Origin of the sequence: uncultured Ruminococcus sp., from assembly GCF_947301925.1 — a bacterium.
In the GTDB taxonomy this organism is placed as follows: domain Bacteria; phylum Bacillota; class Clostridia; order Oscillospirales; family Ruminococcaceae; genus Ruminococcus.
Genome location: NZ_CAMYUE010000006.1, coordinates 46,499 through 68,660 on the forward strand (window position 1 = coordinate 46,499; position 22,162 = coordinate 68,660).

General features: G+C 50.6%; 19 protein-coding genes. 13 read left to right on the forward strand and 6 right to left on the reverse strand.

Annotated elements, in window-relative coordinates; all coding sequences use genetic code 11:
• Positions 1 to 16: 16 nt before the first annotated feature.
• On the reverse strand, positions 17 to 286 hold the full coding sequence (locus tag Q0Y65_RS08975) for an ACT domain-containing protein (protein WP_019680884.1): 270 nt from the start codon (positions 284 to 286) through the stop codon (positions 17 to 19).
• Positions 287 to 471: 185 nt separating this feature from the next.
• On the opposite strand from Q0Y65_RS08975, the gene Q0Y65_RS08980 reads away from it, so the two are divergent.
• The 10 genes from Q0Y65_RS08980 to Q0Y65_RS09025 all read left to right on the forward strand — a co-directional run bounded on the left by Q0Y65_RS08980 (position 472) and on the right by Q0Y65_RS09025 (position 10,796).
• A complete protein-coding gene (locus tag Q0Y65_RS08980; protein WP_297959160.1) occupies positions 472 to 963 on the forward strand; it encodes an HIT family protein in 492 nt (163 codons plus the stop codon).
• Positions 964 to 1,035: 72 nt separating this feature from the next.
• Positions 1,036 to 1,890 carry a histidinol-phosphatase HisJ family protein gene (locus Q0Y65_RS08985; RefSeq protein ID WP_297958989.1) on the forward strand — a complete coding sequence of 285 codons (855 nt, stop codon included), beginning with the start codon at positions 1,036 to 1,038 and terminating at the stop codon, positions 1,888 to 1,890.
• 46 nt (positions 1,891 to 1,936) lie between these two features.
• Positions 1,937 to 2,413: an Lrp/AsnC family transcriptional regulator gene (locus Q0Y65_RS08990; protein WP_297958991.1), complete on the forward strand. Its 477-nt coding sequence runs from the start codon at positions 1,937 to 1,939 to the stop codon at positions 2,411 to 2,413.
• Between the two features lie 2 nt (positions 2,414 to 2,415).
• Entirely contained in the window at positions 2,416 to 3,597 is a 1,182-nt protein-coding gene (locus Q0Y65_RS08995; protein WP_297958993.1) for an aminotransferase class I/II-fold pyridoxal phosphate-dependent enzyme, read from the forward strand.
• Positions 3,594 to 4,454: a 4-(cytidine 5'-diphospho)-2-C-methyl-D-erythritol kinase gene (gene ispE, locus Q0Y65_RS09000; RefSeq protein WP_297958996.1), complete on the forward strand. Its 861-nt coding sequence runs from the start codon at positions 3,594 to 3,596 to the stop codon at positions 4,452 to 4,454. Before Q0Y65_RS08995 ends, ispE begins: the two co-directional genes overlap by 4 nt.
• A gap of 153 nt (positions 4,455 to 4,607) precedes the next feature.
• Positions 4,608 to 4,994 (forward strand): YegP family protein, encoded by a 387-nt coding sequence (locus Q0Y65_RS09005; protein WP_297958998.1) that lies wholly within the window; start codon positions 4,608 to 4,610, stop codon positions 4,992 to 4,994.
• Between the two features lie 445 nt (positions 4,995 to 5,439).
• Positions 5,440 to 7,017, forward strand: coding sequence for a ribonuclease Y (gene rny, locus Q0Y65_RS09010; RefSeq protein ID WP_297959000.1), 1,578 nt, complete (start codon positions 5,440 to 5,442; stop codon positions 7,015 to 7,017).
• A 195-nt stretch (positions 7,018 to 7,212) separates the two neighbouring features.
• Complete coding sequence (locus tag Q0Y65_RS09015; RefSeq protein WP_297959002.1) at positions 7,213 to 8,919, forward strand: dockerin type I domain-containing protein; 1,707 nt, start codon at positions 7,213 to 7,215, stop codon at positions 8,917 to 8,919.
• A 31-nt stretch (positions 8,920 to 8,950) separates the two neighbouring features.
• Positions 8,951 to 10,420, forward strand: coding sequence for an O-antigen ligase (locus Q0Y65_RS09020; RefSeq protein ID WP_297959004.1), 1,470 nt, complete (start codon positions 8,951 to 8,953; stop codon positions 10,418 to 10,420).
• A 205-nt stretch (positions 10,421 to 10,625) separates the two neighbouring features.
• Positions 10,626 to 10,796 carry a DUF362 domain-containing protein gene (locus Q0Y65_RS09025; RefSeq protein ID WP_297959006.1) on the forward strand — a complete coding sequence of 57 codons (171 nt, stop codon included), beginning with the start codon at positions 10,626 to 10,628 and terminating at the stop codon, positions 10,794 to 10,796.
• A 61-nt stretch (positions 10,797 to 10,857) separates the two neighbouring features.
• Here the strand turns inward: Q0Y65_RS09025 and Q0Y65_RS09030 are convergent, their stop codons facing one another.
• Entirely contained in the window at positions 10,858 to 11,040 is a 183-nt protein-coding gene (locus Q0Y65_RS09030) for a DUF1540 domain-containing protein (RefSeq protein ID WP_297959008.1), read from the reverse strand.
• Between the two features lie 192 nt (positions 11,041 to 11,232).
• On the opposite strand from Q0Y65_RS09030, the gene Q0Y65_RS09035 reads away from it, so the two are divergent.
• Positions 11,233 to 13,251, forward strand: coding sequence for a hypothetical protein (locus Q0Y65_RS09035; protein WP_297959010.1), 2,019 nt, complete (start codon positions 11,233 to 11,235; stop codon positions 13,249 to 13,251).
• 79 nt (positions 13,252 to 13,330) lie between these two features.
• On the opposite strand, the gene Q0Y65_RS09040 is transcribed toward Q0Y65_RS09035, so the two are convergent.
• The 4 genes from Q0Y65_RS09040 to Q0Y65_RS09055 are packed head-to-tail and all read right to left on the reverse strand — an operon-like array spanning position 13,331 to position 16,586.
• Positions 13,331 to 13,846 (reverse strand): DUF3592 domain-containing protein, encoded by a 516-nt coding sequence (locus Q0Y65_RS09040; protein ID WP_297959012.1) that lies wholly within the window; start codon positions 13,844 to 13,846, stop codon positions 13,331 to 13,333.
• On the reverse strand, positions 13,843 to 15,039 hold the full coding sequence (gene coaBC, locus Q0Y65_RS09045; protein WP_297959014.1) for a bifunctional phosphopantothenoylcysteine decarboxylase/phosphopantothenate--cysteine ligase CoaBC: 1,197 nt from the start codon (positions 15,037 to 15,039) through the stop codon (positions 13,843 to 13,845). The genes Q0Y65_RS09040 and coaBC overlap by 4 nt, the downstream gene beginning before the upstream one ends.
• A gap of 10 nt (positions 15,040 to 15,049) precedes the next feature.
• Entirely contained in the window at positions 15,050 to 16,030 is a 981-nt protein-coding gene (locus Q0Y65_RS09050) for a 2-hydroxyacid dehydrogenase (RefSeq protein ID WP_297959016.1), read from the reverse strand.
• A gap of 37 nt (positions 16,031 to 16,067) precedes the next feature.
• Entirely contained in the window at positions 16,068 to 16,586 is a 519-nt protein-coding gene (locus tag Q0Y65_RS09055) for a cysteine hydrolase family protein (RefSeq protein ID WP_297959018.1), read from the reverse strand.
• Positions 16,587 to 16,975: 389 nt separating this feature from the next.
• Between Q0Y65_RS09055 and Q0Y65_RS09060 the strand changes: the two genes are divergently transcribed.
• Together Q0Y65_RS09060 and Q0Y65_RS09065 are read left to right on the forward strand one after the other, a co-directional pair.
• Complete coding sequence (locus Q0Y65_RS09060; protein ID WP_297959020.1) at positions 16,976 to 19,468, forward strand: dockerin type I repeat-containing protein; 2,493 nt, start codon at positions 16,976 to 16,978, stop codon at positions 19,466 to 19,468.
• Positions 19,469 to 19,758: 290 nt separating this feature from the next.
• A complete protein-coding gene (locus Q0Y65_RS09065; protein WP_297959022.1) occupies positions 19,759 to 22,152 on the forward strand; it encodes a glycoside hydrolase family 11 protein in 2,394 nt (797 codons plus the stop codon).
• Positions 22,153 to 22,162 lie beyond the last annotated feature (10 nt).

Genomic DNA, 22,162 nt, shown 5'->3' on the forward strand with positions numbered 1-22,162 from the left:
AGCGGACTTCCTTTCATTATATGCTGTGCATTGAGTTGAAGATATCCTCGTGCATTGTGTGTATAGAAAGACCCAGCTCTGTGCCCAGCGCTGTCATCCTGCCTACCAGCTCGGAGAAGTCGCCCTTTATATCCGTTATGTCCACCAGCATTATCATGGCGAACATATCCTGAAGCACGCTCTGTGTGACCTCGATAACGTTCACGTTGTATTCGGCGCAGATACCGCTTACCTTGTGGAGGATACCTACCGTATCCTTACCAATAACAGTTACAACTGCTCTCATAGTCAAAACCTCCGTTTTATTGTTATCCGGTGTATTCCGAATGATTGATATAATTATAACATAGATGTATGGAAAAAGCAACAGCCGCAGAAAAAAATTTCACGGCCTGCCTCCGGAAGCCGCTGTTGAAAAATGATCTCCGCTGTGATATAATATGTATTATCACGACGAAAGGCGGCTTTATCATGTGTCTTATATGCGACAGGATCGAAATGATAAAAAACGGAACAAATCCATACTTTGTAAAGGAGCTTGAAACAGGTTACGTTGTGATCGGCGATAATCAGCACTTCTACGGGTATACCCTCTTTCTGTACAAGCACCACGGCAGCAAGACCGAGCTCTTCCACCTGGATATGGCTGAGCGTGCCAGGTTCATGGAGGAGATGACAATAGTCGCGGAGGCGGCCGCCGTAGCCTTCGGGGCGGAGAAGATGAATTACGAGCTTCTGGGTATGGGGGACGCTCATCTCCACTGGCACCTCTACCCGCGCAGAAGCGGCGATATAGACGGCTACGGCAACCACGGAAAGGGTCCCGTATGGTGGTACCCCATGGAAAAGATGTACTCCGACGACAACCGCCCCTCCCATGAGGAGCTGGAGGCCATGAAGGAGAAGCTTCTGACCGAGCTAAGCCGTTCGGAAGCGTCGGCGGAATCCTCTTCTGTGTATTAGGTTAAAAAAACAGTAGCTTTTTTTCGGCTGATGTGTTATAATAATAGAATACACCAAAAAGGGGCTGAGACTATGATACTTATGGACTGCCATACCCATACACAGTTTTCTGTGGATTCCGAGGCAGATATACACCTCTGCGTAAAGCGAGCGGCGGAGCTGGGGCTTGCTGCCTATGCCATTACCGATCACTGCGAGTGCAACGGCTGGTATAAAGAGGAGCACTATCCTGAGGAGGAGCGTTATCTCCGTGAAAGCTTCGATTACGCTGCCGACTTTGAGGGCTCGGTATCTGCGGTGACTGCTCTGAAGGAAAAATGGGCAGGGAAGCTCGATCTTATCTGCGGTGTTGAGCTTGGACAGATACTCCATGATACAGACGCCGCTAAGATAGTCAACGCCGACAAGCGTGTGGACTTCATAATCGGCTCGGTTCATCAGGTAATGGGCGAGCAGGATTTCTACTTCTTAGACTACGAGAAAATGACCATGGACGAGATATACGGCCTGCTGGAGCGCTATTTCGTGGAGGTTTACGAAACAAGCAGAACAGACCTTTTCGACGTTCTCGGACATCTCACCTACTGTCTGCGCTACATGAAGCAGAGAAACGGCATAAACGCAGATATAAGCAGGTTTGATGATATAATAGCGGATATCTTCCGCAATCTTGCACAGAACGGCAAGGGCATAGAGATAAATACCTCGGGTATCCGTCAGGGCTACGGGGACTGCTTCCCGAGCCTTAAATACGTGAAGCTTTTCCGTGATATGGGCGGCGAGATAGTCACCATAGGCTCGGATTCACATACAGTCGAGGATATAGCCGCGAATTCTGCCGACGGTATATCCATAGCGAGGGAGGCAGGTTTTGCAAGACTGGCATATTTCAAGGAAAGAAAGCCTTATTTCGTTGAAATAGAATGAAATGAGGATATGTATATATAGTATTGTAATGAAAGGAAATGATACCATGAAAGACATCGTAAAAATTTTACAGCAGAACGCCCGTATATCAAATACGGCTCTCGGCGAGATGCTGGGCATATCCGCAGAGGCGGCCGCCGCGGAGATAGAGAAGCTTGAAAAGAGCGGAGTCATCAAGGGTTACAGCGTTATCGTGGACGACGATCTCTACGACAAGTCTACTGTTTACGCTACTATCGAGCTGAAGGTAACTCCTCAGCGCGACTGCGGCTTTGACGATATCGCAAAGACTATCATGATGTACGACGAGGTTGAGAGCGTCAGCCTCATGTCCTCGGGCGCCTACGATCTGGCCGTTGAGGTCAAGGGCGACAACCTCAAGGACGTTGCCTTCTTCGTGTCGGAGAGACTGGCAACTATCGACGGCATACTCTCCACATCTACTCACTTCATACTGAAAAAATACAAGGAAAAGGGCATCTTCATCGACAGCGAGGAGCCCGATGAAAGGGGACTCGGCTGATCGTGATAGATTATGATAAGGTCCTTTCGGACAAGATCAGGAGCATAAAGCCCTCGGGCATACGAAAGTTTTTCGATATCGCAGGCACCATGGAGGGAGTCATCTCCCTGGGCGTGGGCGAGCCCGACTTCAATACCCCGTGGGCTATAAGAAAGGCTGCTATCCAGGTACTGGAGCGCAAGCACATCATCTACGGCCCCAATAAGGGACTTGCTCCCCTGAGAAATGCCATTTCACAGACTATAGAGAAGAAACACGGCGTAAAGTACAGCCCCGACAAGGAGATAATCGTTACCGTGGGCGGCTCCGAGGCTATAGACCTTGCTCTCCGCGGTCTTCTCGACCCAGGCGACGAGGTGCTGGTGGTGGAGCCCTGCTTCGTGTGCTATGCTCCTCTTGTGGAGCTGGCAGGCGGCGTTCCAGTCTCCGTGCCCACAAGGATAGAGAATAACTTCAAGCTGACCCTTGAGGACTTCAGGGACAAGGTCACCGAGCGCACAAAGCTGCTCATACTGCCCTTCCCGAATAATCCCACGGGCGCTGTGATGACTAAGGAGGATCTGGAGCCTATAGCCGATTTCCTCCGCGATACCAATATAATGGTGCTCTCGGACGAGATATACTCCGAGCTGACCTACGGCAGAAAGCATTTCTCCATCATAGAGCTGGAGGGCATGAGAGAGCGCACCATCTACGTCAACGGCTTCTCCAAGGCCTACGCCATGACGGGCTGGAGACTGGGATATGTAACGGCTCCCGAGCCTGTTATCACCCAGATATCAAAGATACATCAGTACGGCATAATGTGCAGTCCCTTCATCAGCCAGAATGCGGCAGTGGAGGCTCTCAGCTCCTGCGACGCCGAGGTGTCGAAAATGGTGGACGAGTACAATATCCGCAGACGCTATCTTGTGGGCGAGTTCAACCGACTCGGCCTGACCTGCTTCAATCCCGAGGGAGCCTTCTATGTGTTCCCCTGTATCAAGAGCACAGGCCTCAGCAGCGAGGACTTCTGCGAGAGACTGCTTTTCGAGGAGAAGGTGGCAACTGTTCCGGGAAGCGCCTTCGGCGAAAGCGGCGAGGGCTATATCCGTATATCCTACGCATATTCGCTGAAACACCTCATGGAGGCTATCAGCCGTATCGAGAAGTTCCTGAAAAAGCTGGAGGCTGAAAAGTCATGAGGGTAAAGGCTGCTGCTAAGATAAACCTCGCTCTGGACGTGACGGGAAAGCGTCCCGACGGCTATCACAGCATCGAGAGCGTGTTCCAGACAGTCGGTCTCTACGATGAGGTGGAGGTGGAGCTCACCAAAGGCGGTACAGAGCTGAGCTGTGAAGTTCCCGAGGAGTTCGCAGGTGCGGATCCCATTCCCTGCGACGAGCGCAATATCGCTTACAAGGCCGCGAAAATGTTCTTTGAGGAGAACGGTATGGACTGCGGCTGCCGTATACATATTAAAAAAGGCATACCCTCTCAGGCGGGTATGGGCGGCGGCAGCACCGACGCTGCGGCGGTGCTGTACTGTCTGGGCAGAATGACGGGGAAGACCGTCAGCGCTCCCGAAAAGCTGGGGGCGGACGTTCCCTTCTTCCTCACAGGCGGAACTGCTTATGTTGAGGGCATAGGCGAGATCATCAGGCCTGTTGACGATTATTCGGGACGGATTCTGGTCATCGCCAAGGGCAGAGAGGGCGTTTCCACTGCTGCGGCATACAGGAATATCGACAGCCTGACCGCTCCTGTACACCCCGAGACAAAAAAGCTGGTGGAGGCTATAAAAAACGCTCCCGATACGGCTTACAGGTGCTTCGGAAATCTCTTCGAGCAGGCTGTGGAGCTTCCCGAGGTGGAGACTATAAAAAGGGAAATGCTGGAAGGCTGCGCACGGACAGCGGTCATGACGGGAAGCGGTTCGGCAGTGTTCGGACTGTTCGACGCCGCCGCAAAGGCTGCGATATGTGCCGAAAAGCTGAGAAAACAGGGCTTTTTCGCGGAGGTCTGCGAGACCGTGGCGGACAGCTTCATCATAACGGATTAAGGACGGCTTTTGCCGTCCTTTTTTGTCGGTATGTGCATTTTTGATAAAAATTAACAAAATCTATTGACAAGATGATAATATTCAGTTATAATTATGGTGTAAATCGAAACTATCGATTTTTTATATTCTATGCTGAAAGGTGTTGAAAACATTATGGGTAAATTTATCATCAAGGCTACAAAAACAGGCTTTACATTCAGCCTGAAGGCAGGCAACGGAGAGGTCATCGCTACGGGCGGAGAGGTATACAACACTCTCGCAAGCGTCAAGAACGGTATCGCAAGCGTCGCAAATAACGCTCCGGCAGCTAATCTTGAGGACCAGACCATCGAGGGATTCCAGACAGAGACTAATCCGAAATTCGAGATATATAAGGACAAGTCAGGCGCGTTCAGATTCCGCCTTAAAGCAAGAAATGGTGAGATCATCGCCGCCAGTGAGGGCTATGTCAAGAAGGACAGCTGCAAGAAGGGTATCGCCAGCGTGAGAAAGAACGCCGTTGACGCTCCCGTTATAGAGCCCGAGCCCGAGAAGAAATAAGTCCGCATAAACCGCAGCCATGCGGTGAGCATACAGAAGTATGCCCCTGTGCAGTGATATGCACGGGGGCTTTCTTATGGAAATTTGTGACCGGTGGTCTTTAATTCACAAAAATCTATTGACAGGAACGCTGAAATATTATATAATAATTATGTTGTATTTATTTGCATAATATTACTATGGCAGTATATGCAGCTTTGTTTTACATCATTATCCGCATAAGGCAATACATACATAAGCCGCGGTTTTTTAAATATGATAACGGAACAAATTTTGGACGGGAGAACGTCCGTCTATTTTTTGCGGGTCTGCCCCGTATGGGGAGGCTCTTGATCTATATATTTATAAATGAATAAAATAATGCGGCATTTACCGCCTTTAAGTAATAATCAAAACATGATACAAACTTTTGATATTTTTTTACGAAAAGGAGGTAATGCACTGTATGAACTTGGGTCTGGCTATTGTTCTTATCCTCGTTGCGCTTGCGGCCGGTATCGGCGTGGGTTATGCTCTCTTCTTCAAGAAGGGCGTCGCAGCAGGCGTTGAGCAGCGTAAGCGCGACGCAGAGGCTATCGTAGGCTCTGCCGAGCAGCAGGCCGAGCGTATTGTCGAGGACGCCGAAAAGGATGCCGACAATAAGAAGAAAAGCGCTCTCATAGAGGCTAAGGACGAGATACATAAGCTCCGCACGGAAGCGGACAAGGAGATCAAGGATCGCAGAGCAGAGCTGTCACGTCAGGAAAGACGTATGCAGCAGAAAGAAGAAAACTTAGACAAGAAAACAGATAACCTCGAGAAGAAGGAGGAGACCCTCAACCAGAAGATCAAATCAGCTGACGAAAAGCTGAAGGAGGCTGACTCTATCAAGAAGAGCCAGATGGATATTCTCGAGCGTATATCCGAATTCACAAAGGATCAGGCTAAGGAGTACATCATCTCAAAGCTGGAGGATGACCTCGTCCATGAAAAGGCCGTAAAGGTCGCTGCCTATGAGCAGATCATCAAGGACGAATGTCAGGAGAAGGCAAGAAGCTATATCTCACTTGCTATTGCCAAGGTGGCTGCCGATCAGGTATCTGAAGCGGCTGTATCGGTGGTACCGCTCCCCAATGACGAGATGAAGGGCCGTATCATCGGCCGCGAAGGACGCAACATCAGAACTCTTGAAACCCTTACGGGCGTTGATCTTATCATCGACGACACCCCAGAGGCCATCACTATTTCCTGCTTCGATCAGATCAGGCGTGAGGTGGCAAGGATCGCTCTCGAAAAGCTTATCGCTGACGGACGTATCCATCCCACACGCATCGAGGAAATGGTCGAGAAGGCTAAGCGCGAGGTCGAGTACCGCATCAAGCAGGAGGGCGAAAGAGCTGTTATCGAGACCAACGTTCACGGTCTCAACCACGAGCTCATCAAGCTCATCGGACGCCTCAAGTTCCGTACAAGCTACAGACAGAACGTTCTCGACCACTCTATTGAGGTCGCCAAGCTCTGCGGAGTTCTTGCTTCCGAGCTGGGCGTTGACGCAAATGTTGCAAGACGTGCCGGACTCCTCCACGATATCGGTAAGGCTCTTACCTCCGAGATCGAGGGCTCACACGTTCAGATAGGTGTTGACGTTTGTAAGAAATACAACGAAAACCCTGTTATTATCCACGCTGTTGAGGCTCACCACAATGACGTAGAGCCCAAAACAGTCATTGCCTGCATAGTTCAGGCAGCCGACGCTATCTCCGCTGCAAGACCTGCCGCAAGAAGCGAAAACTACGAAAGCTACATCAAGCGCCTCCAGAAGCTGGAGGAGATATGCAACTCCTACGAAGGCGTTGAGAAGTGCTTTGCTGTTCAGGCAGGACGTGAAGTCAGGATCATGGTCATCCCCGAGATCATCAATGATGAGAAGATGGTCCTCGTCGCAAGACAGATCTCTCAGCAGATCGAATCTGAGATGGACTATCCCGGCCAGATCAAGGTCAACCTTATCCGCGAGAGCAGGGTAACTGACTACGCTAAATAACCGGTTCGCTGCGGAGTGACCGTTACCGCGTATTTACGGCTGTCGGGCTTTATGCTCGACGGCCGTTATTATTTTGCTGTGAAGGCAGGAGGGGGATCGGGGGAAAGGCTTTATATAAAGATACAGAAAATGTCATGTTTCTCCTCTTGCCTTCAGAGCAAAATAAATATGTAAAAATACGAAGGGGGTATTTTTATGAAAAAAAAGACTATCATAAGATGGCTTGCTTCAGCAGCTGTTACGGCACTTATGGCAGCTGCGGCCATACCTGCCTCCGCAGGAGCGGAGTGGAGACAGGTGGACAGGATGGGCGACCTGAACTGCGACGGTGAAGTGAATGTGGCGGATATCGTCACCCTTTCAAGACACCTTCTCGGCAAGGAAAAGCTCTCCGACAAGGGCGTGTACAACATAGGCAGTTCGTATTACGCCATAGGCAATATCAGCGATACTCAGAATATGTCGTCGGCTCAGGCGGTACAGGGCAATGGACTTGTCCAGAAGGCAGACCTCGACCGCGACGGCGTTATAGACTCACTTGACCTTTCAAGGCTCAGGAAGAACGTGGTGGCTGCAAAGCCCTCCGACGGGCTTTACCGCTGGTACGAGACCACTACGACCACAACTACTACCACTACTACGACCACAACCACTACTACCACGACGCAGCCCAAAAAGGACTTCATTCCTGCGCCTGTGTATGATATGTACGGCACTCTGCCGTCCCAGGGAAGCCCCAATCTGCTCATATTCTATGTGGATTTCCCCGATTGCAGGTTCAGCTACGAGCCCACTACCGACCGCATCGAGCAGATAGCCTTCGGCCCCGAGAACGCCGAATCAAAAGCATATCCCTTTGAGAGCTTCTCGGCATTCTATTCAAGAGCCTCGAAGGGGCAGATGCAGCTCGGCGGAAAGGCCTACAGGTATACCTGCCAGAAAAATATATCAGCATACGAGGGCGATGTATATAAGGCGGACTTCACCACCGAGGTCATCAAGAATATGGACAGCCAGATAGACTACAGGCAGTTCGACGCCGACAATGACAAGGTCATCGACGCTATACTCTTCTGTGTGCCCGGCTCATCGGACGAGCAGGAGTGGTGGCCCTGCGCAGGCGGCTTCGGCGGCAACTTCTGGATGAAGGTGGACGGTATGTCCGTCGGCCATGTCATTACGGGCAATGCCGATATCAAATCGGATAACGACTATACCAACTTCGTATCCACCTACCTCCACGAGATGGGTCACTGTATGGGTCTCCCCGACTATTATCTCTACAACAGGGACGACTTCGAGGGTATGCACGGCTCTGCCGGCTACGACCTCATGGACGAGGCCTATTCCGACTTCAGCGCCGTATCAAAGCTGATGCTGGGCTGGTACAGAGAGGATCAGATACAGGTGTACGATCCCGCAAAGGGACGGCAGACCTTTACTCTCACAAACGGACAGTCCGATGAGGGCAACTGCCTTATCATACCGCGGGGCACGCTGGACAGCGAGTACAAGTCGGAATACTTCATACTGGAATATACCACTCTCGAAGCCAACAACAGTCAGGTCAAGAGCTATTTCTGGTGGCGGCCTACGGGAAGCGGCGTAAGACTGCTCCATATCAACGCCACGGAGGCCGACGAGGGCTGGCGGAAGTTCTTCATGTACGAGAGCGGCAACGACGAAATGACCAATAACGATGATGGCATACGCTTCATAAGACTGGTCAACGACGGCGACAAGGACAATCTGCTACGGAAGGGCAGCAGGGTGGACGAGAATACTCCCGGCTTTGCTTGGTACGATCTGGCCTCGGGAGCAGAGAACGTTCCTACCGACTTCATAATAACCGTGGGCGAAAAAACTGCGGACGGATATCTCGTTACAGTTACGCCGAAATAAATTCTGCTGACGGCAGAAAGGAAAGAATCAAATGCCAAAGACCATATTTCACTCAACGGAAAAATCAAACTTCATTCTCAATATGACCGAGGAGCAGTTCACAAAGCTGGCCTCACGGGGACTGTTCATCGCTATGTTCATGGCTCCGTTATTCACTGTCATTCCCGAGATCCTATATGACGGCCTCACCAGCAAGGCAACTTACTCCTATACGGCGGGCGGTCTTGTTATAGGCGGCGTTATCGCCATGATAATCACAATAATCGCCTTTATGAAAAAGTACATAGGCAAGAGGCTGCTGATACCTGTGGGCGCTATGGGACTGATGGAGCTTTGGGGCATATTCTCAATGTTCAGAGGCGTGGATCTTGGTATGTCATTCTACGGCTACCCCGAAAGAGGAGAGGGTATGCTGGCGATATTATTCTATTTCTGCTTCTTTGCCTCTGCCTCGGCCCTGAAGCGCGAGGGCGCTCAGAAGACAATCATCGACGGCGTTGTAGGCGTGGGACTGATCAACTGCATCATCGCACTCATACAGGTGTTTGCAGGAAGGCTGTCACATTATAAGCTGGCTTCCTCGGATATAAGGATCAATGCGGCTTCGGGTCTGGCCATGTCGCCTCTGTTCCTGGCAATGGTGCTCACACTGGCGCTTACGGCGGCTCTCGTAAGCTTTGTAAGCTCTGAGGACAGGAAGCGCAGGATATTCATGCTGGTATGCGCGGCGCTGTTCTCGTTCATAATGATGTTCACATACTCCTTCATAGGCTTCTGCGGACTGGGCTTTGCAGTTATCGCCGCCTTTGCGTCGGTATTCGTGCTGAAGTCGAAAAAGAGCAGACTGGCCTGCATTCCTGTGAGCCTTGCGGCTGCGGCCGGAGCCATTGCTCTGGTCTTTGCGGGAGCTATCGGCAATATCAATTCCTACAGGCTGTACGACGGAAGGATACTCTGGTGGGCTGACAGTTACCTCAGAGCCTCTGCTTCGGGTATCTTCGATTCAAGAGTTGTGGATATAGACGATACCGCTGACGTTTACTTCTATATGAACGGCAGAGCCATGGACGTTGTGGAGCATAACCCCCTTACGGGTACGGGCCCCGATCAGATGGCCTTTGCGCTGCTCAGAGTTACCGATGAGTCGGCTAAGTATTCAAGCCTGACCGAGGTGGTATACAACTACAAGGGCTGCTTCGACAGAGTTTACAACGAGTATCTCTACACGGCGGCCACAAGAGGCGTCGCCTCGGCGGTGTTCCTTGTGATAACCGTTCTTTCGGCGGTGATACTGGGGCTGAAGGCCTTCCGCAGAAGAAAGAACGCCGAGAGCTTTACCATATTCGTGATGACTCTGGGCGGAGTCCTGATCTACCTCATCGGCTGCACCAGCATCACCTATGCGCCTTTGTTCTGGATAGTGGCAGGTGCCGCCTGTGCGGATATCATCACGGAAAAGGAAAAGAAGGCGGCGAAAAAGACGGCTAAGAAAAGCAAATAATGCCCCTTTGTGATGTAATAATGAAAATAAGATGAAAACTGCGGCCTGATAGACTGACTCTCAGGCCGCTTTTTGCCGATACTGTGCGGTTTGATATGTGATATGTAAGGCCTTGCTAACAAAAAGCCCTTGATTTTTGCATGGGATATGTTACAATAGAAATAACGAGGAGCACTGCTCCCGAATAACACGGAGGTGTACGTATATGGCATATATGATTTCTGATGATTGCGTAGCTTGCGGTGCTTGTGCAGGCGAGTGTCCTGTAGGCGCTATCTCTGAAGGTGACGGCAAGTACGTTATCGACGCAGACGCTTGTGTTGAGTGCGGTGCTTGTGCAGGTGTTTGTCCTGTAGGCGCTCCTAACGCTCAGTAATCAAAAAAAAGCAGATAAGCAGTTCCATATGAGGAACTGCTTATTTTTTTGCCTCCGCGTATCAGTCGCAGCAGCCTGTACGCTTTACGAAGGAATTGCAGTCGGTACATTCGGGCACCGTGGGGTCTGCCTCGTGAGTGCCCACCGAGATGCAGTCGAGAGAGCAGTAGTTCTCGGTCACAAGATTGTGACGGCACTGGGATACATCGCACTTGATGCACTTGTTTTTCTTCATTTCGTTCATTCCGATCACCTCTGTTACAGTATCTGTCCTTTCGGACAATGATAGTATGCCGCGTAATTTGTGAATTATTCGTGATGTAATGATTACAGGTTTAATACAAATTTCCGCAGATATTGACTTTTTGTCCGAGGTATGATAAGATTATTGTACGGGGCATTGTCCCGAATGATATATCAACAGGAGGGGATCTGAATGTTCAATAAGGATCAGAATGACTTTGAAAATCAGCAGATGAACGGAGATCTCAGCGTTTCCGGCGTTGAGACAATAACCAAAAAGAGCAAGGGCAAGAAGGCCGCTTTGATCGGGGGTATCACTGCAGCTGTTGTTGTAGGCGGCGGTGCTGCTGCTTATGGTCTTTCCGACACGGTAAAGAATCAGGTTAAGCTCAGGCTCAGTTCACCTGAAAAGTACTACGCATGGGTAACAGAGAACAACTCACAGACCATCGGCGAGTCCGTGAGCGAATACTACAAGAAGACTCTGGACAGACTTGAGGGCGGACAGACATCTGATCTGGACGTTTCCTTCGCTCCTTCATCGGAGGCTAAGGAAAAGCTCATCGACAGTATCTTCGGAAGCAGCTATAATGCCGACGATCAGAAGCTCGTTGATATCATCAACGATAACGAGAGCTTCGGTTTATCCGCTGAGTACTCAAGCAAGAAGGGCAAGATGTCCGCAGATGTGGCTATGAGCCTCAACGGCGACCGCCTCGTAGGAGCGGACGTTATTATGGACAATGCGGATATGGATTACTTCTTCCGCGTTCCCGAGCTGAAGGATCAGTGGATAGGCGTTGAAGCAAAGAGCGTTGAGGAAGAGCTGGTAAGCGGTTCCTCTGCCAAGATCATCGAGGCATATAAGGATATACTCGAGGATCCTACCGAGTTCCTCTCACCCGAGGAGCTGGAGACCGAGGTCAACAGGTATGCAAAGGTATGGGGCGACTTCGCCAAGGACGTTGAGATCGAAAAGAAGGAAGATGTTGATATCTGCGATATCACTGTAAACTATACAGTCGCTTCCATGGATCTCACCGAGGAGGATCTGGCTAAGCTGGGCATGGAAATGCTCAAGGAGCTCCGCGACGACAAGATCATCAAGGATATCCTCTCGGACAAGCTTGATGTTGTTGGTGAGGACGAGTTCGAGGACGAGCTCAAGGAGGAGATCGACAGGATCAAGGACGATATCAAGGACGATTACTACGACGATGACGAAACAGTTATCTCGGTTGATACTTATATCGACTTCACAGGTACTATCAGAGGCTTCAAGCTCTATAATGATGATGATTATATCTTTGCGGCAATAGGCAAGGACGGCGACGATATCCGCGGCGAGGTTACTTTCGCCGAGGACGGCGAGGATAAATTCTCCGCTAAGCTCTCCGCTGTTGAGGATCACAAGAAGTTCTCCGGCGATCTGGAGCTCACATTCGAGAACAGCTATTCATATGATGATGAGGACGACGATGAGATCGTTGTTTCCGTTGTGTTTGAGGACTTTGAGATAGTTGACGAGGAGAAGGGCTACTTCAACGGCGACTTAACCGTTACTATCCCCAAAGTATCACCCTTTACCATCAATTGCAGCGCCGACAAGGACGGACAGAACATAAGCTGCGATATCAATGTGGGCGGTACAAATTACGGCAGACTCAGCGTTGATTATTCCGTTGAATACAAGGCTGATATAGATATCCCCGACAAGGACGATGCTTTCATGATCGACATTCAGAACGCCGAGGATCTGGATATCGAGGATTACGCTTCAAAGGACGATGTTGAGGACTTTGTAAAGGATATCCTTGTAAAGGTCGGCTTCGATGACAAGGATGCAGCAAAGTACGCTGAGGAGATCGCAGAGGGCGCATTCGATGACTTCGACCTTGATCTTGACGAGTTTGATCTCGATGATGATGACGATTATGACTTCGACTTTGATGACGACGACGATTACGATTTCGGCTTTGACGACGATGATGATTACGATTTCGGCTTTGACGACGATGATGACGACTACGACTTCGATTTCGACGATGACAAGGAGTATACTACCAGCGCTTATGAGTTCAGCTTCGATCCCGACAGCTTCAAGTATGAGGACTATAAGAACTACATGACCGAGGAAGAGTTCAATGATATGGTAGACGAGCTCAAGAAGTACTATGACGAGTATAACAACTCCCAGAAGAAGGCTTCATAAAGAACAAAACACAAAGACCTCCGTATGATACGGAGGTCTTTTTTTACATGAAAAAGGGAGCTGAACGCTCCCTCTGATGTCAATACAGTCTGCTTTCCTGTATCTTTCTGAGTATGAAAAAGAAGAAAAGGAATATCATTCCGCCTATGAGGCAGATGATGCCCAGTACGGAAAAGACGAGCCCCGAAAAACCTGTGCTGTCTATGGTCTGATCGAAATAGTATATCTCAGGCTTGTGGGGATCGTAGTGTATCGTCACTCTGTCGCCCTTTTTAAGTGAATCCTCGGTGGATAAAAGACTGTCGTATCTGAATACATCGTCGGTCTCCACTTCAATATGACATTCGGTGCGGGTCTCTGTGCGGTATCTTGGGCGGTCGGAGTCGTATACCCTTTTGCGGTAACGGGTGGTCTCCACCTCCGTGACCGTGCCGCAGACCGCGGCGGTGCATCTTTTTTCAAGGTTACCTGTGATGAAGTCGCCCAGAAGCGTCAGCAGGAAGAATACGGCTGCGAGAGTAAAAAGCCCTGCCACAAGAATGATCTTGCCCTTTCTGCTCATATCATCTTTAAAGATGAAGTGCCTGCCGTTCATTTATTACAGAGCTCCGACAGTCTGGTGAGGATCACATTTGCGGCGTCGAACTTGGACATGAGCTCCATTTCCTCGTCGCCGTCCTTTGTTATCATGGTTATGATGTTGGTATCGGTGCCGAAGCCCGAGCCTGCCTTCCTGAGAGAATTTGCGCATATCATATCGCAGTTCTTCTTGGTGAGCTTCTTGCGTGAGTTCTCGATAACGTTGTCGGTCTCCATGGAGAAGCCGCAGACTACCTGTCCTTCGCGGCGGTGCTCGCCGATATAAGCCAGTATATCCGTGGTGCGCTTCAGAGGTATGCTCATATCCCCGTCGGACTTCTTTATCTTGCTGTCGGCAGTGGTAACGGGAGTGTAATCCGCTACGGCGGCAGCCTTTATGATGATATCGGTCTCGTCAAGGCGCTCCTTTACGGCATTGAACATATCCTCTGCGGACTGTACTTTTACCACGTTCACGAACATGGGGGGCTCAACGTCTGTGTGGGCAGCTACCACCGTTACGTCTGCTCCGCGGAGCATTGCGGCTCTTGCCAGTGCAAAGCCCATCTTTCCGCTGGAGTGGTTGGAGATGAAGCGGACGGGGTCAATGCTCTCGCGTGTGGCTCCTGCGGTGACGAGTATCTTCTTTCCTGCAAGATCCTTTTCAAAGGCGGCCTCGCGGACGATGTACTCCAGCAGAGTCTCCTCGTCGGGGAGCTTTCCGTCGCCGATGTCGCGGTTTGCCAGCATACCGCGGACCGGCTCCACTATCTCATAGCCGAATCTCTTCAGCTTTTCCAGATTGTCCTGAACTATGGGGTTATGGAACATATTGTGGTTCATGGCAGGTGCGATTATCTTCTTGCAGGTGCAGGCCATGACCGTTGTGGTCAGCATATCGTCGGCGATGCCATTTGCTATCTTGCCGATAACGTTTGCCGAGGCAGGAGCGATCATTACAACGTCCGCCTTCTTGGCTATGGAAACGTGCTCCACGCTGTACTCGAAGTTCCTGTCAAATGTGTCTATGAGGCATTTGTGCTGAGTCAGTGTCTCAAAGGTGAGCGGCTGGACGAAATTCAGCGAATTGGGCGTCATTGCAACGTGTACGTCGGCTCCCAGCTTTGTCAGCATACGGGCAAGGTTGCAGGTCTTGTATATGGCTATGGAGCTTGTTACTCCCAGTAAAACAGTCTTTCCTGTAAGCATATCATTCACCTCATATACGGAGCTCGTTGGGACAATCCTCGCCGTTGTGGCAGGCAAGGATATTGTTCACAGTGGTCTCCGCGATATTTGCCAGAGCCTCCTCGGTGAGGAAGGCCTGATGTGATGTCACGATGACATTGGGCATGGAGATGAGCCTTGCCAGCGTATCGTCTGCGATGATGTGGCCGGAGAAGTCCTGGAAGAAGACGTCGGCCTCCTCCTCGTATACGTCCAGGCAGGCTGCGCCTATCTTACGCGCCTTTATGCCCTCAAGGAGAGCCTCGGCGTCGATGAGTGCGCCTCTTGAGGTGTTGATTATCACAACGCCCTTCTTCAGCTTCTCAATGGACGCGGCGTCTATCATATGATAGGTCTCGTCGGTGAGAGGGCAGTGGAAGGAGATGATATCGCTGCGGCTGAACAGCTCGTCCAGCTCAACGTATTCGATATCGCTGTCCTTTGCGGGGAACTTGTCGTAGGCGATGACGTTCATGCCGAAGCCGCGGCATATGTTGATGAATATGCGGCCTATCTTACCTGTTCCCACTACGCCCACGGTCTTGCCGTGAAGGTCGAAGCCTGTGAGGCCGTTAAGGGAGAAGTTGTGATCCCTTGTGCGGATAAAGGCCTTGTGGACGCGGCGTATTGAGGTCAGCAGCAGTGCAGCTGCGTGCTCGGCAACTGCATAGGGCGAGTAGGCAGGCACACTGACTACCTTCAGCTTGTCCTTGGCGTAATTGATATCAACGTTGTTGTAGCCTGCGCAGCGGAGGGCAAGTGTCTTTACGCCCAGAGCGCAGAGCCTGTCGATGACGGCGGCGTTTACCGTGTCGTTTACGAATACGCAGACGGCCTCGCAGCCCTTGGCCAGAGCGGCAGTATCCTCGTTGAGCTTGGTCTCGTAGAATTTGAAGGTGATCTTCTTCTCCTTGCCAAGCTTTTCAAATGAGGGCATATCATATGGCTTTGTGTCAAAAAAAGCGACTTTCATTGCAGTTACCTTCTTTCGCAGTAAGTTTGGGTCCCCTTCAGACTATCTTTGCAAATACGCCTGCAAGGGAAGCGATGTATGTTTTCTGTACTGTCTCGGCAGGTATGATCTCGCCGTTTATCTCCAGATCCATAGTTGCGCAGGCGTCGGCTACCAGCGTCACCTCATAGCCGTGATCCATTGCGGCGCGTACCGTGGTGTCAACGCACATATGGGTCATCATGCCGCATACAATAAGCTTCTCGACGCCCATGCTGCGGAGGCAGTCGTTGAGCTCGGTGCCGAGGAAGCTGTTGGGGCAGTACTTGTTTATCACTATGTCGTCGGGCAGCGGAGCTATCCTCTCGGATATCTCGCAGCCGTAGGTGCCTTCGTTGAAAAACGTCTCGTCGTCGGGGTTGATGTGTCTGATGTAGATTATGGGGCGTCCTGTCTGACGGCTCTCGCTGATGAGTTCAACGATGCGGTCCTCGGCCTGCCTGGGGTTGTGGAGCTCGCAGGCTCCGCCCTCAAAGTAGTCGTTCTGTACGTCGATGACGATCAAAGCTTCTTTCATATTCATATCTCCCTGAGTGCATTGTTCCTGTTACGGTGAAATGGAAAGTTCAACTAAGAACTCTGCCGTCTTTTTTCGTCTAATATATAGAGGGAGTTTTCCGTCGGCGAAAGGCTCCGCTCTCATATCATGACCCGCAGGAACGTTTTTTATTTAGTATACCACATCGCAGCCACCCTGTCAATGAATGGAGCGGTGGTCATAATCACGAAAAATCCACGCCGGGAGCGTTGAAAAATGTGACTGCGGAGAAACGGGCGGCAGTATGCCGCCTGAAAAACGCATAAAAAGACTTGACGGTATATCCGCCTGTCATTATAATTAAGAAGATTAAGGCTCGCGGTATATCCGCCTGCCGTTGTGATAAATATAATAAGGAGGGAAAACCTATGAGATTCATGAAGCAAATGATATCTGTTGTCCTGGCGTCTGCAATGGCGGCCTCTGTCTGCTGTGCGGGCATGAGCACTGCGGCGGCGGACGGGAACGATCTTTCCGTTGGAGCCGCATTAATCGAGGAGGGCGGTTTTAACGTTCCCGACTGGGTACCTCAGGACTTTGAGTCCGCTTTCAACTTCACCAACGATCACGGTTCCACTCAGGTGAACGGGAACTATTTCTGTATCGTCACAAAGGTGGCAGGCTCAGAAGAAAAGAGCTTTGTTGAAGCAAAGCTTTCGGAGGGCAGCGAAAGTGTGACCCTGTTGAGCAACAGGAACTACAGTTATGACCCCGGTCAGACCACAACTACTACAAATATATTCGGAGACGGTCAGAGGCTGCCTGACTATTACTACAATGTAATGGTGTTTGAGTTCAGCGTCGATATCGATGCGGAGATAAATGTGGGAGTGTACGAAAAAGGTGAGGAGCCCGTTGAGGTGATCTCGAAAAAGTACAGCCTTACCATGAGCATGGGTACGCTGACGGAAAACGGCTTCTTCGGCTGGCTCCCCGACAGTATCGGCGAATTTGAAAGGTTCCGCGAGGAACACGGCGACGTGTCACTGGTGAACGGCTATCTGGTGTACTGCGGTGATATTCTCTACGCTGGCGGATTTGATCTTGTAGTGCGTCAGAGCGAGCCAAAAAGGCTGGAGCTGGTACTGGCCGCAGGAGTCGCGACCCACTATATGTACGATATGAGACCCGCAGGCGGCAGAGATCATATCATTCAGGTATACAAGCCAGTATCCGAGGGCGATGTGGATATCAGCTTCTCTGAGGAGAGATACTCCGACAGCTATGATGATGAAATGAAGGGCGAGATAAAGCACCTTACCATTGATCGTGATATGACTATCATTGACAGGGATACCCGGTACCCGGACTGGGTGCCTGTGGACTTTGAGAGCACTGTGGAGTTCCTGCGCAAGCACGGTAAGACCTACGGAGCGGACGGCCTTATCTGCACTGTGAGGACTGCGGAAAGCAGCGACGAGCTTGCCGAGGAACGGGCTGTGTGCAGGAGCCTGAAAGACAGTGAAAACCTCAGCCGCGAAGACTTCCTCATTTCGGAGAGGACGTTTGAGTTCGCGCTTCCCGAGAAGCCCGATAAGTCGGATACAATGGCCTATATAAGCTATCTTGAATATCTGGAGCGCCTCGGCCTTACCGAGGATATGGCAGACAGAGGAGAGGTGCTTCCCACGGTATACAGAGTGAGCGTATACAAGGCTCTGCCCGACAGCTTTATTGAGATCTCCCATTATAGCTTCGACAGAGATACGGAGAGCAGAGAACTGATCGCTGACCTGTTTTTCAGGACCGAAAAGGACGAGAACGATAATGTCATCATAAATGAGACCGATATTTACGGCTGGCTGCCCGACTCCGAGGAGGAGTACAACGCATATATCGAGGAAAACGGAAATATTTCCGTACATGACAAGTACATCGTTTACTGCGGCAGGGTGCCGGTCTGTGCGGGCTATGATCTGTTTGCCGAGACAAAGGGCAGCGCTGACATAAAGAAGTCGGCAAGCTACGAAGTATATATTCCCGATCTCTCCATTCTCGACGGAGGCTCATCGCCTATGGTGGTGCTGTTTGAAGGCACTAAGGCAGGAAAGGCTCAGGTGGATTTCTACATAGCTCATAGGGAGCACGTCTCCAAAAGTGCAAAAGATATCATCAGGTACATAAAGATAGGCAATCTGATGAAGCCCGAGTTGATAGATGAGAAGGATATGCCGGAAAAGGTTGCAGGCGACTGCAACTGGGACGGGCTTGTGAGCATATCGGACGTTATAATGCTCCAGAGGTGGCTCACGGGAAACGGTGAGATAACAGCTCCCGAAAATGCCGACGTGAACGGCGACGGTGCCGTGGACGTTTTCGACCTTGTAAGCCTGAGAAAAATGGCTGTGGCTCAGACAAATGAGCTCACAAGGATAGTAAGCGACCCAGGACCCATGATAGCTGTCGTGCAGACGGATTTTGCGTGGGGCAGAGCAAATAAGGTCACGGTAGTTGATGAGAACGGCTGCGTGTATTATGATTCACCGTCAAAAAGAGTCGATCAGTCCTCCGAAAGTAAGCTGTACAATACACTGTGCGGTATAATGGAGAAAAACCAGCCTGAGAACGTGCGCATCTCCGACAGCCTTGTGGCCGAGACAAGAATGCTTGCAAAGGATATCACCTCTCACAGGAATGACAAGATGGGAGATGTCCGCGGAGGCTTTACTGACGCTCCCGGCGTGACGTATTATATATTCGGAAAGAAGGAAGACGGCAGTATAACGTCCCTTTCCATACTGACAACAACGGCGTCCGTAAGCTGGCTCGAATGTGACGAAATTCAGGACTATATCGGGGATATGGCTATGGACGGCATCATACTTGACGACAGTGAGATATATTCTCTCCTTATGTTCTGAGCACAATAGTGATATAAAAAAGCAGCCGTTGCGGCTGCTTTTTTTCTGTATGGATACGGAAGAAAGCCTTGATTTCGGTAAAAATGAACAGAAATCAAATATTGCTTTTTTTTAAACAGATATTGCTATTTGTGCTGTTTGAGATTGACTTTTATTCATTCTTAGTGTATATTATAGGTGAAAGGAATAAAATAGAAGGGGAGTCGGTGAGATTATTTGTCCTTTTAGCTAAAAGGATGGATGGAATAATCGACTCTGAACGGGTATTATTATCAAAGGAGTGATCAATCATGAAAATCAAAGGTATAAGAAAGGCGGCTATCGGTCTGGTGGCAGGAATGGTCTGCGCAGCATCAGTTCCGTTTGCGGCTTTTAACACAGTAAGCGCTGCAGGTCAGACTTACAGTCTGAACGGTGCGGGTCAGCACAAGGGCACAGGCCCCGATGGCTACAGCTTCGAGATCTGGGCAGCTGATACCAACCAGCCATCGTCAATGACACTTGGCGATAACGGCACATTCTCCACAACTTGGAACTGTGCAGGTCCCAGCGGTAACTTCCTTGCCCGTCGCGGTATCGACATGGGCAGTACAAAGAAGTTCCAGGAGTACAACGGAATTACCTGTGACTTCGACGTAAGCTGGTCATCAAGCAACTCCGGTAACTCGCGTCTTTGTATTTACGGCTGGACAAGAAGTCCTCTCGTAGAGTACTACATCGTTGAGGACTGGGCAAACTGGTGTCCTCCTAACGGACAGCCCGGACAGGGTAATGTTATCAAGCAGTTCACTCTGGACGGAAGCACCTACTATATCTATAAGGAAAACAGAAACTCATATACTATCGACGGTAACCAGCCCTTCGTACAGTATTACAGTGTTCGTCAGCAGCGCAGACAGTCCGGTACGATCCACGTTTCCGACCACTTTGAGCAGTGGGAGAGCGCAGGTCTCCAGATGGGCGTTATGTACGAGGTTGCATTCAACGTAGAAGGCTGGGAGAGTAACGGTCAGGCCGATGTTAAGAAGAACACCATCACCCTCGGCGATGGCGGTGGCGGCGGCGGACAGCCCGTTGTTACAACTCCCGTTGAGCCCGACGCAAACGGCAACTACTTCCAGAGCACATTTGAAAGCAGCACCGACGGCTGGACAGGACGCGGCGGCGCTTCGGTTTCCACTACATCGTCTGAAAGCTACGACGGCAGCAAGTGTCTGGCGGTAACAGGAAGAACAGCAGAGTGGAACGGCGCAGCTATAGAGCTGGATTCCTCAGCATTCGTTCCCGGCGAGACCTACAGCTTCAGCGTAGGCGTGCTTCAGAAATCAGGCAGCACAGTTCCCATGCAGCTCTCACTTCAGCAGGGCGACGGCAACGGCGCTTCCTATACATCTATCGCCAAGGCAGACGCCAAGAGCGGCGAGTGGACAAAGCTTGAGAACACAGAGTTCAAGATACCCTCAAATTCGGGTTCTATGATACTTTATGTTGAGACTCCCGAGAGCTCGGGCGAACTCACAGACTTCTACATTGACGTTGCACAGGGCTCAAAGGCCGGTGTGAAGTCATCTGTAGTCACAGGTCAGGGCAATGTTGGTACTACACCCGATCCTATAGTAACAACTCCCAATCCCGTAAGCTCGGGCAATCTCTCAAAGGACAGCCAGATCAAGATCATGCCTGTGGGCGACTCTATCACCAACGGCGACGGCGATCCCGGCGGATACAGAAAGTTCCTCTATGACGCTCTCAAGAACAAGGGCTATACAAAGATCGACATGGTAGGTCCCAACGGCAAGGACAGCGCTACTCAGGGCGGTATCACATATGACGACAATCACGCAGGCTTCAGCGGCTACCAGATCAAGGAAGTTCCCAGCTGGGGACAGGCGCAGGGCGGCAGAGGAAGCCTTTACAACGAGCTCAAGAACAATGACGCTGTAAAGAAGGCTCAGCCCGATATCATACTCCTTATGATAGGAACGAATGACCTTACCGCTAACCGCTCAATGGACGCCTGTGCATCTGATCTCCGTGCAATGCTGGATTATATGCTGGCAGATATGCCTTCAGACGGCATGATCTTCCTCTGCTCAGTTCCCGAGCATACAGCATACGGCGGAAATACACAGAAAATAGCAAACTACAACAACACCGTAAAGAGTGTTGCCGAGGAATACGCAGGCAAGGGCAAGAACGTTCAGTTCGCAGACGTTCACGGCTGTCTCGACGGCATGAACGATATCAGCGGCGACCAGCTCCACCCCAACAGCGGCGGCTACAAGAAGATAGGTAACTTCTTCGCAGGCGTTATCGACGAGTACGTTTCGGCAAGCGCTGCAGCAGTTACCACTACCACCACAACTACTACAACTACGACGACAACAACTACTACCACTACATCTACAACTACCTCCACAACTACGACAACAACAACTCCTCCCATCACAGTAAGCAAGCTTGGCGACGTTAACTGTGACGGTACAGTTGAGCTGGCTGACGCTATACTCATCATGCAGTCACTGGCTAACCCCAACAAGTACGGTAAGAACGGTTCAGACTCCAAGCACCTTACAGAGCAGGGTGCTGCAAACGGAGACGTTGACAAGGAAGTTGTTGGACTTACCTCAAGCGACGCACTGAAGATCCAGGAATTCCTCATCGGAAAGATCCAGAGCTTATAATTTACCTTTT

What these genes read in the sequence shown, in the direction of transcription:
- Q0Y65_RS08975 (WP_019680884.1), bottom strand. Translation starts at nt 286, where the DNA reads ATGAGAGCAGTTGTAACTGTTATTGGTAAGGATACGGTAGGTATCCTC.
- Q0Y65_RS08980 (WP_297959160.1), top strand. Translation starts at nt 472, where the DNA reads ATGTGTCTTATATGCGACAGGATCGAAATGATAAAAAACGGAACAAAT.
- Q0Y65_RS08985 (WP_297958989.1), top strand. Translation starts at nt 1,036, where the DNA reads ATGATACTTATGGACTGCCATACCCATACACAGTTTTCTGTGGATTCC.
- Q0Y65_RS08990 (WP_297958991.1), top strand. Translation starts at nt 1,937, where the DNA reads ATGAAAGACATCGTAAAAATTTTACAGCAGAACGCCCGTATATCAAAT.
- ispE (WP_297958996.1), top strand. Translation starts at nt 3,594, where the DNA reads ATGAGGGTAAAGGCTGCTGCTAAGATAAACCTCGCTCTGGACGTGACG.
- Q0Y65_RS09005 (WP_297958998.1), top strand. Translation starts at nt 4,608, where the DNA reads ATGGGTAAATTTATCATCAAGGCTACAAAAACAGGCTTTACATTCAGC.
- rny (WP_297959000.1), top strand. Translation starts at nt 5,440, where the DNA reads ATGAACTTGGGTCTGGCTATTGTTCTTATCCTCGTTGCGCTTGCGGCC.
- Q0Y65_RS09015 (WP_297959002.1), top strand. Translation starts at nt 7,213, where the DNA reads ATGAAAAAAAAGACTATCATAAGATGGCTTGCTTCAGCAGCTGTTACG.
- Q0Y65_RS09020 (WP_297959004.1), top strand. Translation starts at nt 8,951, where the DNA reads ATGCCAAAGACCATATTTCACTCAACGGAAAAATCAAACTTCATTCTC.
- Q0Y65_RS09025 (WP_297959006.1), top strand. Translation starts at nt 10,626, where the DNA reads ATGGCATATATGATTTCTGATGATTGCGTAGCTTGCGGTGCTTGTGCA.
- Q0Y65_RS09030 (WP_297959008.1), bottom strand. Translation starts at nt 11,040, where the DNA reads ATGAACGAAATGAAGAAAAACAAGTGCATCAAGTGCGATGTATCCCAG.
- Q0Y65_RS09035 (WP_297959010.1), top strand. Translation starts at nt 11,233, where the DNA reads ATGTTCAATAAGGATCAGAATGACTTTGAAAATCAGCAGATGAACGGA.
- Q0Y65_RS09040 (WP_297959012.1), bottom strand. Translation starts at nt 13,846, where the DNA reads ATGAACGGCAGGCACTTCATCTTTAAAGATGATATGAGCAGAAAGGGC.
- coaBC (WP_297959014.1), bottom strand. Translation starts at nt 15,039, where the DNA reads ATGCTTACAGGAAAGACTGTTTTACTGGGAGTAACAAGCTCCATAGCC.
- Q0Y65_RS09050 (WP_297959016.1), bottom strand. Translation starts at nt 16,030, where the DNA reads ATGAAAGTCGCTTTTTTTGACACAAAGCCATATGATATGCCCTCATTT.
- Q0Y65_RS09055 (WP_297959018.1), bottom strand. Translation starts at nt 16,586, where the DNA reads ATGAAAGAAGCTTTGATCGTCATCGACGTACAGAACGACTACTTTGAG.
- Q0Y65_RS09060 (WP_297959020.1), top strand. Translation starts at nt 16,976, where the DNA reads ATGAGATTCATGAAGCAAATGATATCTGTTGTCCTGGCGTCTGCAATG.
- Q0Y65_RS09065 (WP_297959022.1), top strand. Translation starts at nt 19,759, where the DNA reads ATGAAAATCAAAGGTATAAGAAAGGCGGCTATCGGTCTGGTGGCAGGA.